This window comes from Pelagibius sp. (genome assembly GCF_028289705.1).
Lineage (GTDB): Bacteria > Pseudomonadota > Alphaproteobacteria > Kiloniellales > Kiloniellaceae > Pelagibius.
The window spans coordinates 1-14,621 of the sequence record NZ_JANQOI010000012.1; the positions used below are offsets into that span (position 1 = coordinate 1).

Sequence of the window (14,621 nt, forward strand, 5' to 3'; positions counted from 1 at the left end):
CCCAGACCCGCTCCCTCGACCAGTTGCAGCAGGGCATGCGCGCGACCCTCGACCGCTTCATGGAGATGTTCGCCAACCAGCCCGGCGAAACCGGAGAAGGCAGCGTCTCCGGGCGCTTCGGCCAGCAGGGGCGCGACCCCCTGGGGCGCGAGAGCAACGGGCCGGCCAGCGAGGCCTTCACCGAAGGCGTGCAGATCCCCGACGAGATGGAACTGCAGCGCAGCCGCGAGATCGTCGACGAACTGCGCCGCCGCCGCGGCGAACGCAGCCGTCCGGCCCAGGAACTGGACTACATCGACCGCCTGCTGCAGCAGTTCTGACAGTCGGCAGCCGGGCCATCGCCCTCACGCCGAGAAGTCGGCAAGCACTTCTGTGATCGCGCGCCGGCACATGTTGGAGAGCAATGGATTGCTGTCTCGGTAGTAGTCCAGCGCGATGACCCCGGCATAGAGCGCCCAGCCGCAGCCGCGCAGCCAAGTAGCGTCGTCGACGGCGAGCACAGCGCGGAAGGCCGGGCGGGCCTCGGCGGGCAGCAGCATCCAGGCGACGGTCAGGTCGCAGGCCGGATCGCCGACCCCCAGGAGGCCGAAGTCGATGACCGCGGCGATCCTGCCGTCCCGGGCCAAAAGGTTGCCCGGTTGGATGTCCCCATGGACCCAGACCGGCGCTGCGGCACAGCGTGGCGCGGCCAGCGCGGCCTCCCAGACGGCTCCGGCCGCCTGAACATCGATCTCCCCGGCCAGGTTGGCGATGGCCCGGCGCGTCCGCCTGTCCATCTGCGCCAGGGGCACCCCGCGAAAGTGATTCTGCGGCCCGCTGGGCGGCCCGCCGGTGACATCGACGGCCTGCAGGGCGGCGATGAAGCGTGCCAGGGTGGCCGCCGCCTCGAGCGGATCGTCAAGCCGGTCGAGGCTCGCGGTCTCACCCTCGATCCAGGAGAAGACGGCCCAGGGCCAGGGAAAGCCCTCTGCGGGAGCGCCCTGCCCCAGCGGTTTCGGCACGGCCAGCGGCAGCGGCGCCAGCGCCGGCAGCCAACGGCATTCCTTCTCGACCTGGTCGGCTGCCTCGGGGCGCCGCGGCAGGCGCAGGCACATGTCGTCGCCAAGGCGATAGATCGCGTTGTCTGTCCCGGCGGAGGCGACCGGGCTCAAGGGTAAGTCGCACCACTGAGGAAACTGTCCGGCAAGCAGGCGGCGCACCGCGGCCAAGTCCGACACGAACGCCTCGGCCTGTATCTGTCCTCCGGCCAATGCGATCTCCCTTCTCCGGACAAGCCGCGCAACGGCCGTCTAGCAGTGGTAACATGGTCCTGGCACTATGGGCGACGGTGGGAGCGTCATTCCGGCATGCGGCAAAGCCTCGACCGCTGTCATCCCGACCTGCGCAAGCGTCCTCAGATTGGAGGGTGTGACCATGTTTCGTTTAGCCTTGCTTCGTTTAGCCATCGTTGCCGCACTCAGTTTTTCGCTTTGCACTCTCATCCTTCCGGCAGCGGTCCAGGCCAGCCAGTGCTTCGCTTATGTCGAGGACACGCCCGGTTTCGTGCCGGTGTCGCTCTCGACCGCCCGCACGGCTCCCTCGGTGGAGATCACCTACGTCAACCACTCCACCTTTCGCCTGCGCACGCCGGCCGGTGTGGTGATCGCCACCGACTATGCAGGCTATGCCGGCCCCGGGCCGGTGCCGACCCTGGTCACCATGAACCACGCCCACGAGACCCACTACACCGACTTCCTGGACCCGGCCATCGAACATGTTCTGCGGGGATGGAACCCGGCGGGCGGGCCCGCCGAGCACAAGCTGACCGTCGACGACGTGCTGATCCGCAACGTTCCGACCAGCATCCGGAGCTGGACCGGCGGCACCGAGGCCTTCGGCAATTCGATCTTCATCTTCGAGGTCGCTGATCTCTGCATCGGCCACCTGGGCCACCTGCACCACAAGCCGACCCCGGAACAGTTGGCGAAGATCGGCCGGCTGGACGTGGTCTTCGCGCCGGTCGACGGCACCTACACCCTGGACCTGCCGCAGATGATCGAGGTGCTGCAGGACCTGCGCACCAGTCTCGTCATTCCCATGCACTACTTCGGCGGCGAGTCGCTGCGCATCTTTCTGGCCGGGATGATCGAGGACTTCGCCATCGCCGTGGAAGGCGACGAGACGACGGAGGTTTCCCTGGAGACCCTGCCGGACCGCCCGACGGTGCTGGTCCTGGGCAGGCTTTAATCATCGACGCATAGCCGGCAGGAGCTTTTCGGAGACCGGCATATCCTCCAGACACGCCCTATGCACCCGGTCCGCTTTGGTGCAGCAGGTACTTCGAACAAACAAAGAGCTTCCCATGTTTGATGACTTGGCGGCGTTGAATGAGCGCCCGGCGCCTTTCTCCGTCTACACGGCGGATACGCTGTGGACCGATCCGCACATTTCAGCGCGGATGCTGGATTTTCATCTCGATCCCGAAAGCGATCTGGCGTCGCGGCGGCCAGCGTCCATCGAGGCCATCGTCGACTGGATGGACCGCAGGTTTGGATTCGGGGACGCGGCGGTCTGCGATCTGGGCTGCGGGCCCGGGCTCTATGCGGCGCGCATGGCCCAGCGCGGGGCCCGGGTGACGGGGATTGATTTCTCGTCACGCTCCATCGGCTACGCTCGCGACGCGGCACGGAAGGCGGGCCTCTCCATGGCGTTTGAACAGGCCGACTACCTGGAAGCTGAATTGCCGCCCGAGCAGGATCTTGTCTGCCTGATCTATGGCGACCTCTGCGCTCTGTCACCGGCGCAACGAGAGCGCCTCTACGGCAAGGTCCGCAGGTCGCTGAAACGCGGCGGGCACTTTGTCTTCGATGTCTCCTCGGTCGCTCAATTCCGCCAAAGGCAGGAACAGGTCAGCTACGGCCGCCGCTTGATGGACGGCTTTTGGGCCCCGGGCGACTACTTCGGTTTTCTGAGTGTGTTTCTCTATGGCGATCGGAACATTGCCCTCGACCGCTATCTGATCGTCGAGCCCCATCGCTCCCGCGAGATCTTCAATTGGCTGCAGTACTTCGATCCCGACAGCATCGCAGCGGAACTCGCCGACAACGGCTTCAGCATCGAGCAGGTGGTGGACGTGCTGACCGGCGGCCCTTTGGGGTCATCGCCCGATGAATTCGCGGTGATCGCTCGGCTCTAAAGAAACAGCACAGGTGCCGCCACCACCGCCTGGGCGTCAACTTCTACTCAAGGGAGAAATCATCAGCGCGTTAACACTTTATTTCTAATCATTTCGTACAGTTTAATAGACTTTTCGTTTAAATTTCCTTACAGGCGAGACGCAGGCAGTGAATCGGCCAGCCTACCGATCCGGGATTGCGACGAGGCTGGGAAGCGCCTTTGTCGGCGTCTCGATGATGTCCATGCTCGCCGCAATCGTGGGCATTGCAAGCTACGAGGTCATTGAAGACGCCCAAGACGAGGCGCTGGACCGCGCCCTGCCCGCGGCGCGCGCGGCCGACCATCTGGCCATGCAGGTCATGGCGCTCGTTGCTGCGACGCCTGCAGTGGTCAGCGCCGACGAGAACGCTCACCTCCGACGCGAGGCGGCCGGGATACGGTTGATCGACGAGAACTTCCGGCAGACCGCGGCGCAGCTTCGCGACCTCGGGGCTGCCGACGACCTGCTACGCCTGATCGAGGCCGCGTTTCAGTCCGTATTCGCCAACCTCGAGCGCAGCATCGATCTGGTCGGCGCGCGCAATCATTCAACCGGTCAGCGCTCGCTTGTGGCCGCGCAGACCAAAGCAGAGGCCAATCGGCTGATCGCTGTGCTGGAGTCAGGACTTGCCGAGACCGGCCGCCCCGACGACCGGACGATTGAGCGTCTGACCGCGATGCGCTTGCTCGCCGGCACTGTGATCCATCACATCGACGCATTGATCCTCTCCAATAGCCAAAGCGCGGTGGCGGAAATCGGTCAAAAGCTGAGCAACGACCTGCGCAGTCTCGCCAGCTTCGCACGCGCGGTCGACCGGCCCAAATTGCGGGAACCCCTTGCTCAGGCCCTCAAGAGCCTTTCGGCGGAGGTGCCAGGGCCGGCCAGCCTCGTCCGACTGCAGTCCAGGATTATCGAGATCGACGCCCGACTGGACCAACTGGGTAGAGAGAACCGGGAACGTGGCGAGAGGCTTCAGGCCGATGCCGCTCTCCTCGTCTCCGAAGCCGGCCTGCTGGTCGACACGGCGAGTGCAGATGCCCGCAGCACCGTCGCATACGCCCACATCACTCTGGCGACCGTCGCCACTCTCGCCTTCGCCGCGGCGGTCTTCGTAGGCTGGCGATATGTGCTCCGGGACGTCGCCCGGCGGCTCTCCAGCTTGTCCCGGGAAACCCGCGATCTCGCCCTGGGAAACACGGACGTCCGGGTGACGGTCTCGGGGTCCGACGAGCTTGGCGAGATGGCCGATGCCGTCAGGGTTTTCAAGGCCAACGCGGCGGCCCTGCGCCAGTCCAATGCGGAGCTTGAGCAGTTCGCCTATGTCGCCTCGCACGACCTGAAGGCGCCGCTGCGCAGCATCGCCAATCTGGCGACCTGGATCGAGCAGGATCTGGAAGGCGCCCTTGCAGGCGAAACGAGACAGCATATGGCCCTGCTGCACGGGCGCATAAATCGGATGGGACGCCTGCTCGACGACCTCCTGCAATATTCGAGGGTCGGCAGAAACAGAGCCGAAGTTTCCGTTCTCGACCTCAACACAGTACTGCCGGAGCTTTTCGGAATCGCAGCAGAGTCACAGCGTTTCAAGCTGCAACTAGCCTCCCCGCTTCCGCGCTTCGTCACCGCAAGGGAGCCGCTGGAACAGATCTTCCTGAATCTCTTCAGCAATGCCGCCAAGCATCACGATGCCCCCTTCGGAAACGTCGTGGTCGCTGTCCGGGACCTAGGCTCCGTCTTCGAGTTTTCGGTCAGCGACGACGGCCGGGGTATCCCAAAGGATCTGCAGAAGAAGATCTTCATGATGTTCCAGGTTCTCAGAAGCCGCGATGAAATCGAGGGGAGCGGCATGGGCCTGGCCATCGTCAAGAAGACGATCGAGGCGGCCGGCTGCACCATCACGGTCGAGTCAGATCCTGAGACGATGCGCGGAACGTGCTTCCGCTTCACCTGGCCGAAGCAGTGGCCCGGGGCCAACTCTGACAAATGGGCGGCCTGAATGCGAACACCGAGCCGGATGCCACCGCTCGCAGGCGCCTGCGCTGAACCGACTCTTCGCGCAAAAGGCAATCTCGATTGGTCTCATGGAGATCGAGAGGTGAAACGCGGCGCCCGTTCAGCAAAGCTCAACCGAAGTATGTCTAAACTCCGTTCAAAAGCTCAGCACTCGGGCGCGGAACCTTGCCGAGGGAAAGATGCAATCGAAGTTTCTTGATACGATCGGGCTGGTCGAGCAGCTGCATCGCCAGTGCCTTGAGATGATCAAAGCCGAGCTCGAAGAGCGGAGCATACGAGATCTGACCAGCGTTCAGGCCCTCATCCTTTTCAACATCGGTGAAGAAGAGATGCCGGTCGGCGAGCTGGCCCAACGGGGCCATTACCTGGGATCAAACGTCTCCTACAACTTGAAGAAAATGGTGGAGAACGGATACATGATCCAGGAGCGGTCCCCCCATGACCGCAGGTCGTTTCACGTACGCGCTTCCGAGAGCGGGTTGGAGATCTACCGTTGCCTCTCGACGCTCTTCGACCGGCACGCCCTCCGGATGGAGGAGGGCCACGTCACCACGGGCGGATTGGAAACCGCCGGCAATGCCCTCCGGAAGGTTCTGCAGCTCTGGTCGGCACCGGCCGCACCGGTTTCCATGGGTCTCTAGAGTCTTCGTGCTTTAACGGCACCGGCTCGGTTCTACGCAAGTCGAAGACGCCCTACGCAGGCGCGGCGTATTGGCGTTTACGCGTCTCGTACCATCCCGGTATCTGGCAAGGCGGCATCGGCCTGCCGAAGAAATATCCTTGAGCTTCATCACAGCCATAGCGGCCCAGGCGGACAAGCTGTTCGTCGGTCTCGACGCCCTCGGCAACCGTTCGGAGCCCAAGGCTGTGCGCCAGGGTGATCGTGGAACAGACGGCCGCGGCATCGGCACTGTTTTCCAGGACACCGGAGACAAAGGAGCGGTCGATCTTGAGCCGGTCGACCGGAAGAGACGTCGCCAAAGCCAGCGATGAATAGCCGGTGCCGAAGTCGTCGATCGCCACCGAGATCCCAAGCTCGCGCAGCTTGTTGAGCTGTACGACAGCCAGATCGAGGTTTTCCAGAGCCGCGGTCTCGGTGACCTCCAGCTCCAGCAGGATGGGAGAGACAGAATGACGGCGCATCAGCTCCTGCAACTCCTCCACGAGCCCTTGCTGCTTGAGCTGAAACGCGGAGAGGTTCAGCGCCACCGGCAGGCCGTCCAGGGCCGTCTCTTTCCAGGAGGTCATGACACCGAAGGCGTGTTCAAAGATCCACGACGAGAGCGGAACGATCTGGCCGGTGGTCTCGGCCATGGGAATGAACTCGCCAGGTGAGATCGCGCCCAGTTCGGGGTGTGTCCAGCGGGCAAGCGCTTCGAAGCCCACAACCTCCGCCGTCGCCAGGTCGACTTTGGGCTGAAACACCAGCGCGAGGTCGCTTGAGTCAATTGCCTTCGGCAGTTCTTCCTTGAGCAGCAGCGTGCGCTGAACCTCTTTGTCCAGGGCATCGTCGTAGAAGCGGAAGACGCCGCGCCCGGCGTCCTTTGCCCTGTAGAGCGCGGAATCCGCTTCCTGAATCAATGTCTCCGGGGTTCGGCCGTCTTGCCCCGAGCACAGGGCGATGCCGATGCTTGCACCGGTCGTGACCTGATGGTCCAGGATCTCAAATACCTCAGCCAATGCCGAGATGACCTTCTCCGCCACCACCGATGCCGAGTTTTGATCTTCCAGGTTCGTCACGACAATGGCGAACTCGTCGCCACCGACCCTCGCAACGACATCGGTCTCGCGGACGGTGTCGGTCAGCCTTTGCGCGACCTGGACCAGAAGCTCATCGCCTGCCTGATGACCAAAACTGTCGTTCACCCATTTGAAGCGATCGACGTCGAGCAGGAACAGGGCCAGGCTTTTCTGCGACCGCGAGGCCTGCCGCAGGCTCTTGCTGAGCTTCTCCTTAAAGAGCACGCGGTTCGGTATCTTGGTCAGCAGGTCGTGCTGGGCCAACCATCTGTATTGCAGCTCGCTCTCTTCGGCACGCACCAGGGCCTCGGTTAGGTCGTGCTGAACCTGGGACAGTTCCTCGGTCAGCGCCTGCTGTTTTTGCACTTCCTCCTCGATCTCCGCCTTCGCCGTACGAAGCTCTTCCTTCTGCTCGATCAGCAGCCGCTTCTGTCGCATCGATTCGCAGGCATAGCGCAGGGACCGCTCCAGGCGTCTGACATTCAGATCACGTTTCACAAGAAAGTCGGCAACGCCGGCGCGCGACGCGGCCACGTCAATCCGATGGTCTTCCTGGCCAGTGAGCAGAATGAAGAGGCGAACGTCGCCCGACTCTGGAGCCCGGCTGATCAGTTCGAGGCCCGTGCCCGCGCCGAGGAAATAGTCCACGATACAGATGTCGTGAGCATTCGCGGCGACCGCCTCGACACCCTCCTCCCAGTTGGTGGCGACATCGAGCCGCAGCGCCGACCCAAAGATCTCGGCCAGCAGCCGCTCTATGTGCATGCGGTCGACCGCGTCGTCTTCGATGATCAGAATCTTTGGCGAAATCGACGAAACAGAGACTTCCCGTCGTGTCTCCGCGCCTGAGCTCCGCAGCATTCTCACCCTCTAAGCCCGACCCTGAAGCCTGAATTAAACAATACAGGCATCCAAGAACTATCTATTTGTTTAGTTAAGAAACAAGAAACAGGCGCGGAAAATCGCCGCCAAACCGACGGGCTAAAGGAGGCAAGAATGTCAGAGATTGCCGATAAACAGGCCCAGAGAAACGCCGGCGGGCAGCCGTTAATGTGCCCCTGGTCGAAATCTTCTCCCCGGCCCAAGCCGGATCGGCAGCTTACTGATCGCTAATGGCAGGTCATGGGTTCGCTGCTGAGGGCGGCCTCGGCGGCCTCGCAGATTTCCAGCAGCGTGAAAGGCTTGGTGATGACCTCGCAGATCAGCTCTTCGAGATTGTGCGCCCGCTGGCGCTCGGCGGAATAGCCGGTCATCAGCAGAACCGGCATGGCGGGAAAGTCCTTCGCCACCTTCAGCGCGAGGCCGATGCCGTCGAGGCTCGGCATGACGATATCGGTGATCAGCAGATCGAAGCTCGAACTATCGAGCGCTTCCAGGGCCTGTACGCCGTCCTCCACCGAGGTGACCTTGTGACCGCGGTGCGCCAAGGCGCGGCTGACAAAGCTCTGAACCGCGGTGTCGTCTTCGGCAACCAGGATGTGCGCCATCTCGTAACCCTTCGCTACGGACTCTCGTGCTGTCCGGGGCATCGTTTCGAATGGCAGAAACGCGTGCCCCTTCGCCGGTCCGACTCGGAGATGGGCCCGGCCCGATCCCCGTCGCCAAACTGCCATTGCGTGGTTAAGCAAGACTTAATGCCAGGCATCGCCCAGCCGTCGCCGAAGAGCGCTACTCTTCGTCCTTCACGAAGTTGATCGTGAGGTGCTGGCCTTCGCGCGGCGGGTCGATGGTCTCGGTCGAGAAGTCCACCGCGGCGCCGGCGTCGAGCTCCGCCTTCGGCGCCTCGAACTCCCACTCCAACAGCACCGCGCCGTCCTTGTCGGTGAGGCGCGCGCGCAGCTTGGGAACCGGCTGCTTGCGCTCGGTCAGGTTGGTGACCGAGCCGCTGACGACGATCACCCGGGCGCCCTGGCGCAGCGTGGAGGTCGGCGCGGCCACCCGCAGTTCGAGGGTCGGCCCCGAGTCGCCGACCGGAATGCCCAGCAGTCCGTAGAGGGTTTCGGCCTGCGGGATCTGCGCGACGATCTGTTCGCGGCCGAACCAGACGCCGGCACCCAGAGCGATGATGAAGATCAGCAGCACCAGCCAGCCGATGGCCAGCAGCGGCTTTCCCTTGGGCTTTTTCGGCGCGGCCGCCCGCCGCGGTGGTGGCGGCGGAGGGTCAGGCTCTTCGGCCGCCGCGGCCGCGGGCTGTTCTTCCTCCGGCATCTGGTGCCAGCAGTTTCCGCATTTGCCGCAGCGGACGATTCGCCCGTCGTGGCCGAGCTGCTCGCGCTCGACCTCAAAACGGCTTTCGCAGGCGGGACAAGAAACAATCATAGAGGCCGACTGCCCCCCAAGGCAGGAGATCCGATATCCTTATATGGGCGGGGTATTTTCAAAGCAAGGCATGAGCAGGAACCTTTACGGGACTGACTTGCCTATGCCATTTTCGATTCGAGCTCGCGCCAAAAGGAATTCCAAGCTTGGTTCGCTTCGAGGACGTCGCGCTGCGCTATGGCAATGGGCCGGAGATCCTGAAGCACATCTCCCTGCATTTCGATCCCGGTTCCTACCATTTTCTCGTCGGCGCCAGCGGTGCCGGCAAGTCCTCGCTGTTGCGCATGATGTATCTCGCCCAGCGGCCCAGCAGCGGCAAGGTGGCGCTCTTCGGCAAGGACGTGGCCGGGCTGTCGCGGCGCAAAACCGCGCTGCTGCGGCGCAAGATCGGTGTCGTTTTTCAGGACTTTCGCCTGCTCGACCATCTGACGGCGCGCGAGAACGTGGCCCTTCCCCTGCGCATCAGCGGCGACACCGATTCGCGCCGCGACAAGGATGTGGAGGAGTTGCTGATCTGGGTCGGACTGGCCGACCACATGGATGCCCTGCCGCCCACCCTCTCCGGCGGGCAGCAGCAGCGGGTCGCCATCGCCCGCGCGGTCATCGCCCGCCCCAGCCTGTTGCTGGCCGACGAACCGACCGGCAACCTGGACGACCGCATGGCCGTACGGCTGCTTTATCTCTTCGAGGAACTGAACAAGATCGGCACCACCGTGGTGATCGCCACCCACAATGAAGCGCTGGTAGAACGCTTTCACCACCCGGTCACCCGCATCAGCGACGGCCAGATCTGGACCGTCGAAACCGTGGCCCAGGGCGAAGGAGGGAACCGCGCCGGCGCCGCCGATCTGGCCGCCGGCCTGGGCGCTGATCTGGGCGCCACCGCCGGACGCGACGGCTCATGAGCCGTGGGCGCAGGCGTCAGGCGGTGCCGCTCGACCACGATGCCTCGGGCCGCTACCTGCCGCTACTGGTGGCCATCATGGTCTATCTGGCGGCCCTGGCCCTGGCCGGGGCCATGGTCGCCAACAAGCTGGCGGCGCGCTGGGACCGCGGCCTTGCCGGCGCCCTGACGGTTCAACTGCCGCCGGCAGCGGCGGGCAGCGAGGACAGCGCCGACCCCGTACTGCAGGGCGTCGCCGATTTGCTGACCGAGACCGAGGGCGTGGTCTCCGTGGAGGTCATGCACACCGGAGCGATCGCCGCGCTGCTGGAGCCCTGGCTGGGCGACACCGCGCTGATCGGCGACCTGCCGCTGCCGCGGCTGATCGCCGTCACCGTTGACCCGCAGGCGCCGCCGGACCTGACCGCGCTGCGCCGCGCGGTGCTCGCCATCGCGCCGGGCAGCCTCGTTGACGACCATCAGCGCTGGCTGTCGCATCTGCTGGACCTGGCCCGCGCCGTCGAGATCATGGCGGCGGTGGTGGTCGCCCTGGTGGTGCTGGCGGCGGCGATCATGGTCGCCTTCGTCACCCGCATGGGCCTGGCCGCCCACGACCAGGCCATCGAGCTGCTGCATCTGATCGGTGCACAGGATTCCTACGTCGCCCGACAGTTCCAGAACCACTCCCTGAGTCTCGGTCTGCGCGGCGGGCTGATCGGGCTGCTCTGCGCGCTGCCGACCCTCTATCTGGCCCGCTACCTGCTGGAGCGTGTCCAATCGGACCTGCTGCCCGACCTCAGCCTCAGACCCTACGAGTGGTCGTTGCTGGTGCTGCTGCCGGTCGCCTCCGCCCTGGTGACCATGGTAACCGCACGGATCACCGTGCTGCGCACCCTGGCGAGGCTGCCGTAATGCGCCCGCGTTCGCTGAGGCAGGACCGGGCCGGCGCCGCCCGCCGCGGCCTGCGCTGGCTGCGCGGCCTGGCCGCCGGCCTGCTGGTCCTCGCCCTGGCCTGGGGCGCCGGCCTCCTGTGGTTCGCCAACCTGCTGCCGACCAAGGTCATGGATCCGGAAAGCCGCACCGGGGCGATTGTCGTCCTGACCGGCGGCAGCGACCGGCTGACCGCCGCCCTCGACCTGCTGGCCGCCAACAAGGCGGACAAGCTCTTCGTCTCCGGGGTCTATCGCGGCATCGATGTGCGCCAGTTGCTGGATCTCTTTCAGCAGTCGCCGCAAGACCTCTCCTGCTGCGTGGTCCTCGGCTACGAGGCCGACAACACCCGCGGCAATGCCGTCGAAACCGCGGACTGGATCGCCGCGGAGGGCATTACTTCGCTCAGGCTCGTCACCGCCACCTACCACATGCCGCGCTCGCTGCTGGAGTTCCGCCGGCGCATGCCGGCGGTGGAGATCGTCCCGCACCCCATCTTTCCCGAACCCTTCAAGCGCGACGACTGGTGGCTCTGGCCGGGCAGCTCCTCGCTGCTGGTCAGCGAGTACAGCAAGTACCTGGTCGCGGTACTGCGCGGCTGGCTGGACGGTCTGGTCGCGAGGATGACATGAGCCTGCTGCGCTCGCTCGCGTTCAACGTTTTCTTTTATTCCTGGACCACGGTCATCGTGACCGCCGGCCTGCCGCTGTTGCTCGGCCCGCGCAGCGGCCTCTACCACCTCGGCCGTCTCTGGGTGCGCGTGACCATGGCGGGCCTCGCCCTCATCTGCGGCCTGCGCTACGAGGTGCGCGGGCTCGAGCGGCTTCCGAAGGGTGCCTTTCTGGTGGCCGCCAAGCACCAGTCGGCCTGGGACACGATGATCTTCTCCCTGCTGCTGTGGGAGCACAGCTTCATCCTGAAGCAGGAGCTGACCTGGATCCCGCTGTTCGGGCTCTACCTGCTGCGCGCCGGGCTGGTCCCGGTGGATCGCCAGGGGGGCAGCAAGGCGTTGCGGAAGATGATCGCCAAGGCCAAGGCGGTGGCCGCCGATGGCCGGCCCCTGGTGATCTTTCCCGAGGGGACCCGGGTCGCCCCCGGCGAGCGGCGCCCCTACCATCCCGGCGTCGCCGCCCTCTACGGCCAGCTCGACATCAGCGTCGTCCCGGTGGCCCTGAACTCGGGCCTGTTCTGGGGGCGCCGCAGCTTCGTGAAGCGGCCCGGCACCATCCTTTTGGAGTTTCTGCCGAAAATTGATCCCGGGTTGAACAGAAAAGAGTTTCTGCAACAATTGGAAGCAACGATCGAGGGATCGAGCATGGCTTTGGCGCAGGAGGCCGCACCGGCCCTGCGGCAAAGCATGGCACAGCCGTCCGGATAGCTTGTGTGCAAAACTGTGGACAGCTACCGCAGGGGCCGCAGGACACAGAAATTATCCGCTTGCCAAGATGCAAGCCAACGGCGAATCCGGCAGCCGGGCCCGCTGCGCGCGCCGCTTGACCGGCCATTGGACGGCACCTATCGTCAGCGCTGCAATTCCGCCGAAAGTGAGCAGAAACAAGGGTTCTAACGATCCACCGGACGCCTCGCCATGTCTGAATTCTCAGCCCTGTCGCAAGAGATCTGGGATCTGAAATACCGCCTCAAGACGGCCTCCGGCGAGCCTGTGGACAAAACCATTGAGGAGAGCTGGCAGCGGATTGCACGCGCTTTGGCGGCAGCGGAATCCGAGGACTCAACCCAAAACATCGTTGAGCAACAATTCTTTAACGCACTGCGCGATTTCCGGTTCTTGCCTGCCGGACGCATCCAGGCCGGGGCCGGAAGCGAGCGCAACGTTACCCTGTTCAACTGCTTCGTCATGGGCACCATCCCCGATGACATGTCGGGGATTTTCGAGCATCTGAAGGAAGCCGCCCTGACCATGCAGCAGGGCGGCGGGATCGGCTACGACTTCTCCACCCTGCGCCCCAAGGGCGCGCCGGTGCACGGCATCGGCGCCGACGCCTCCGGCCCGCTGTCCTTCATGGACGTCTGGGACGCCATGTGCCGGACCATCATGAGCGCCGGCTCACGCCGCGGCGCCATGATGGCAACCCTGGCCTGCGACCATCCCGACATCGAGGCTTTCATCGAAGCCAAGCAGGAGCCGGGCCGCCTCTCCATGTTCAATCTCTCGGTCCTGGTCAGCGATGCCTTCATGCAGGCGGTGCGCGAGGACCGGCCCTGGCCGCTGTCCTTCGACGGCAGCGTCCACCGCGTCGTGCAGGCCCGCGACCTCTGGGACCGCATCATGCGGGCCACCTATGCCGCCGCCGAGCCGGGGGTGATCTTCATCGACCGCATCAACCGGCGCAACAACCTGCACTACTGCGAGACCATCCAGGCGACCAATCCCTGCGGCGAGCAGCCGCTGCCGCCTTACGGCGCCTGCCTGCTCGGCTCGATCAATCTGGCGGCCCTGGTGACCCGGCCCTTCGAGGCGGAGGCCGCGCTGGACCTGGAAGCCCTGGAAGCGCTGGTGCCGACGGCGGTGCGCATGCTCGACAACGCCATCGACACCTCGCGCTTTCCCTTGGAGGCCCAGCGCCAGGAGGCCCGGGCCAAACGCCGCATCGGCCTCGGCATCACCGGGCTGGCCGATGCCCTGATCTGCTGCGGCCTGCGCTACGGCTCGGCAGAGGCGGTGCAGGCGACGGAGCGCTGGATGGCCGCCTTCCGGCGCGCCGCCTACCGGGCCTCCATCGACCTGGCCGAGGAAAAGGGCCCCTTCCCGCTGTTCGATGCCGAGGCCTATCTGGCCGGCGAATCCATCGGCGAGCTGGACGAAGACCTGCGCGAGGGCATCGCCCGCCACGGCATCCGCAACGCCCTGGTGACCTCGGTGGCGCCCACCGGCACCATCTCCCTGCTGGCGGACAACATCTCCTCCGGCCTGGAGCCGGTGTTCAGCTTCACCTATACCCGGCGCATCCTGCAGCCGGACGGCAGCCGGCGGGAGCAGGAGGTGAGCGACTACGCCTACCGCCTGTTCCGCCGCCTCAAAGGCCCGGACGCCCCCCTGTCCGCCGCTTTCGTCGACGCCCAGAGCCTGGAGCCGGCGGCCCATGTGGTGATGCAGGCCGCGGTGCAGCGCTACATCGACAGCTCGGTCTCGAAGACCATCAACCTGCCGGCGGAGATTTCCTTCGAGGCCTTCAAGGATGTCTACGGCCAGGCCTACGACCTGGGCTGCAAGGGCTGCACCACCTACCGGCCCAACCCGGTCACCGGCGCCGTGCTTTCGGTCGAACCGAAAGCGGAGCCTGCCGCAGTTGGGCCGCCCGCCGAGGCGGAGGTGGTCTACATGACCGATCCCCTGGCCCGGCCGGAGGTGCTGCCCGGCTGCACCTACAAGCTGCGCTGGCCGGAGAGCGACCACGCCATCTACATCACCCTCAACGACATCCTGCAGGAGACCGGCGCTGCCGAGCCGCGCCGGCGCCCCTTCGAGATCTTCATCAACTCCAAGAACATGGAGCACTATGCCTGGACCCTGGCGCT

General features: G+C 64.9%; 15 protein-coding genes. 10 read left to right on the forward strand and 5 right to left on the reverse strand.

The features are described 5' to 3' along the window. Positions 1 to 320: DUF4175 family protein (locus Q0996_RS00970; RefSeq protein WP_299615070.1), on the forward strand; the 320-nt coding region annotated here is incomplete at its 5' end. Positions 321 to 344: 24 nt separating this feature from the next. On the opposite strand, the gene Q0996_RS00975 is transcribed toward Q0996_RS00970, so the two are convergent. Then, positions 345 to 1,250, reverse strand: a complete 906-nt coding sequence (locus Q0996_RS00975) for an aminoglycoside phosphotransferase family protein (RefSeq protein ID WP_299615072.1) — start codon at positions 1,248 to 1,250, stop codon at positions 345 to 347. Positions 1,251 to 1,413: 163 nt separating this feature from the next. On the opposite strand from Q0996_RS00975, the gene Q0996_RS00980 reads away from it, so the two are divergent. The 3 genes from Q0996_RS00980 to Q0996_RS00990 all read left to right on the forward strand — a co-directional run bounded on the left by Q0996_RS00980 (position 1,414) and on the right by Q0996_RS00990 (position 5,192). After that, complete coding sequence (locus tag Q0996_RS00980; protein ID WP_299615075.1) at positions 1,414 to 2,226, forward strand: MBL fold metallo-hydrolase; 813 nt, start codon at positions 1,414 to 1,416, stop codon at positions 2,224 to 2,226. Positions 2,227 to 2,341: 115 nt separating this feature from the next. Then, on the forward strand, positions 2,342 to 3,175 hold the full coding sequence (locus tag Q0996_RS00985) for a class I SAM-dependent methyltransferase (protein ID WP_299615077.1): 834 nt from the start codon (positions 2,342 to 2,344) through the stop codon (positions 3,173 to 3,175). 217 nt (positions 3,176 to 3,392) lie between these two features. After that, on the forward strand, positions 3,393 to 5,192 hold the full coding sequence (locus tag Q0996_RS00990) for an ATP-binding protein (protein ID WP_299615079.1): 1,800 nt from the start codon (positions 3,393 to 3,395) through the stop codon (positions 5,190 to 5,192). A 142-nt stretch (positions 5,193 to 5,334) separates the two neighbouring features. Here Q0996_RS00990 and Q0996_RS00995 read toward each other — a convergent pair whose 3' ends face one another. After that, on the reverse strand, positions 5,335 to 5,562 hold the full coding sequence (locus Q0996_RS00995; RefSeq protein ID WP_299615081.1) for a hypothetical protein: 228 nt from the start codon (positions 5,560 to 5,562) through the stop codon (positions 5,335 to 5,337). Here Q0996_RS00995 and Q0996_RS01000 point away from each other — a divergent pair. Then, positions 5,539 to 5,850, forward strand: coding sequence for a MarR family winged helix-turn-helix transcriptional regulator (locus Q0996_RS01000; protein ID WP_299615083.1), 312 nt, complete (start codon positions 5,539 to 5,541; stop codon positions 5,848 to 5,850). The genes Q0996_RS00995 and Q0996_RS01000 overlap by 24 nt on opposite strands. 52 nt (positions 5,851 to 5,902) lie before the next feature. On the opposite strand, the gene Q0996_RS01005 is transcribed toward Q0996_RS01000, so the two are convergent. The 3 genes from Q0996_RS01005 to Q0996_RS01015 all read right to left on the reverse strand — a co-directional run bounded on the left by Q0996_RS01005 (position 5,903) and on the right by Q0996_RS01015 (position 9,268). Next, entirely contained in the window at positions 5,903 to 7,810 is a 1,908-nt protein-coding gene (locus Q0996_RS01005; protein ID WP_299615085.1) for a bifunctional diguanylate cyclase/phosphodiesterase, read from the reverse strand. Positions 7,811 to 8,058: 248 nt separating this feature from the next. Continuing rightward, positions 8,059 to 8,436 (reverse strand): response regulator, encoded by a 378-nt coding sequence (locus Q0996_RS01010; protein ID WP_299615088.1) that lies wholly within the window; start codon positions 8,434 to 8,436, stop codon positions 8,059 to 8,061. A 181-nt stretch (positions 8,437 to 8,617) separates the two neighbouring features. Next, positions 8,618 to 9,268: a DUF3426 domain-containing protein gene (locus Q0996_RS01015; RefSeq protein ID WP_299615090.1), complete on the reverse strand. Its 651-nt coding sequence runs from the start codon at positions 9,266 to 9,268 to the stop codon at positions 8,618 to 8,620. A 146-nt stretch (positions 9,269 to 9,414) separates the two neighbouring features. On the opposite strand from Q0996_RS01015, the gene ftsE reads away from it, so the two are divergent. The 5 genes from ftsE to Q0996_RS01040 all read left to right on the forward strand — a co-directional run. Beyond that, the gene (ftsE, locus tag Q0996_RS01020) at positions 9,415 to 10,173 is read left to right on the forward strand and encodes a cell division ATP-binding protein FtsE (protein WP_322096619.1); all 759 of its coding nucleotides are present in this window, start codon (positions 9,415 to 9,417) and stop codon (positions 10,171 to 10,173) included. Beyond that, entirely contained in the window at positions 10,170 to 11,063 is an 894-nt protein-coding gene (locus Q0996_RS01025) for an ABC transporter permease (protein ID WP_299615092.1), read from the forward strand. Before ftsE ends, Q0996_RS01025 begins: the two co-directional genes overlap by 4 nt. Next, positions 11,063 to 11,713: a YdcF family protein gene (locus Q0996_RS01030; RefSeq protein WP_299615094.1), complete on the forward strand. Its 651-nt coding sequence runs from the start codon at positions 11,063 to 11,065 to the stop codon at positions 11,711 to 11,713. The genes Q0996_RS01025 and Q0996_RS01030 overlap by 1 nt, the downstream gene beginning before the upstream one ends. Further along, entirely contained in the window at positions 11,710 to 12,459 is a 750-nt protein-coding gene (locus Q0996_RS01035) for a 1-acyl-sn-glycerol-3-phosphate acyltransferase (RefSeq protein WP_299615096.1), read from the forward strand. Before Q0996_RS01030 ends, Q0996_RS01035 begins: the two co-directional genes overlap by 4 nt. A 210-nt stretch (positions 12,460 to 12,669) precedes the next feature. Continuing rightward, a partial coding sequence (locus tag Q0996_RS01040; RefSeq protein WP_299615098.1) for an adenosylcobalamin-dependent ribonucleoside-diphosphate reductase occupies positions 12,670 to 14,621 on the forward strand: 1,952 nt, incomplete at its 3' end.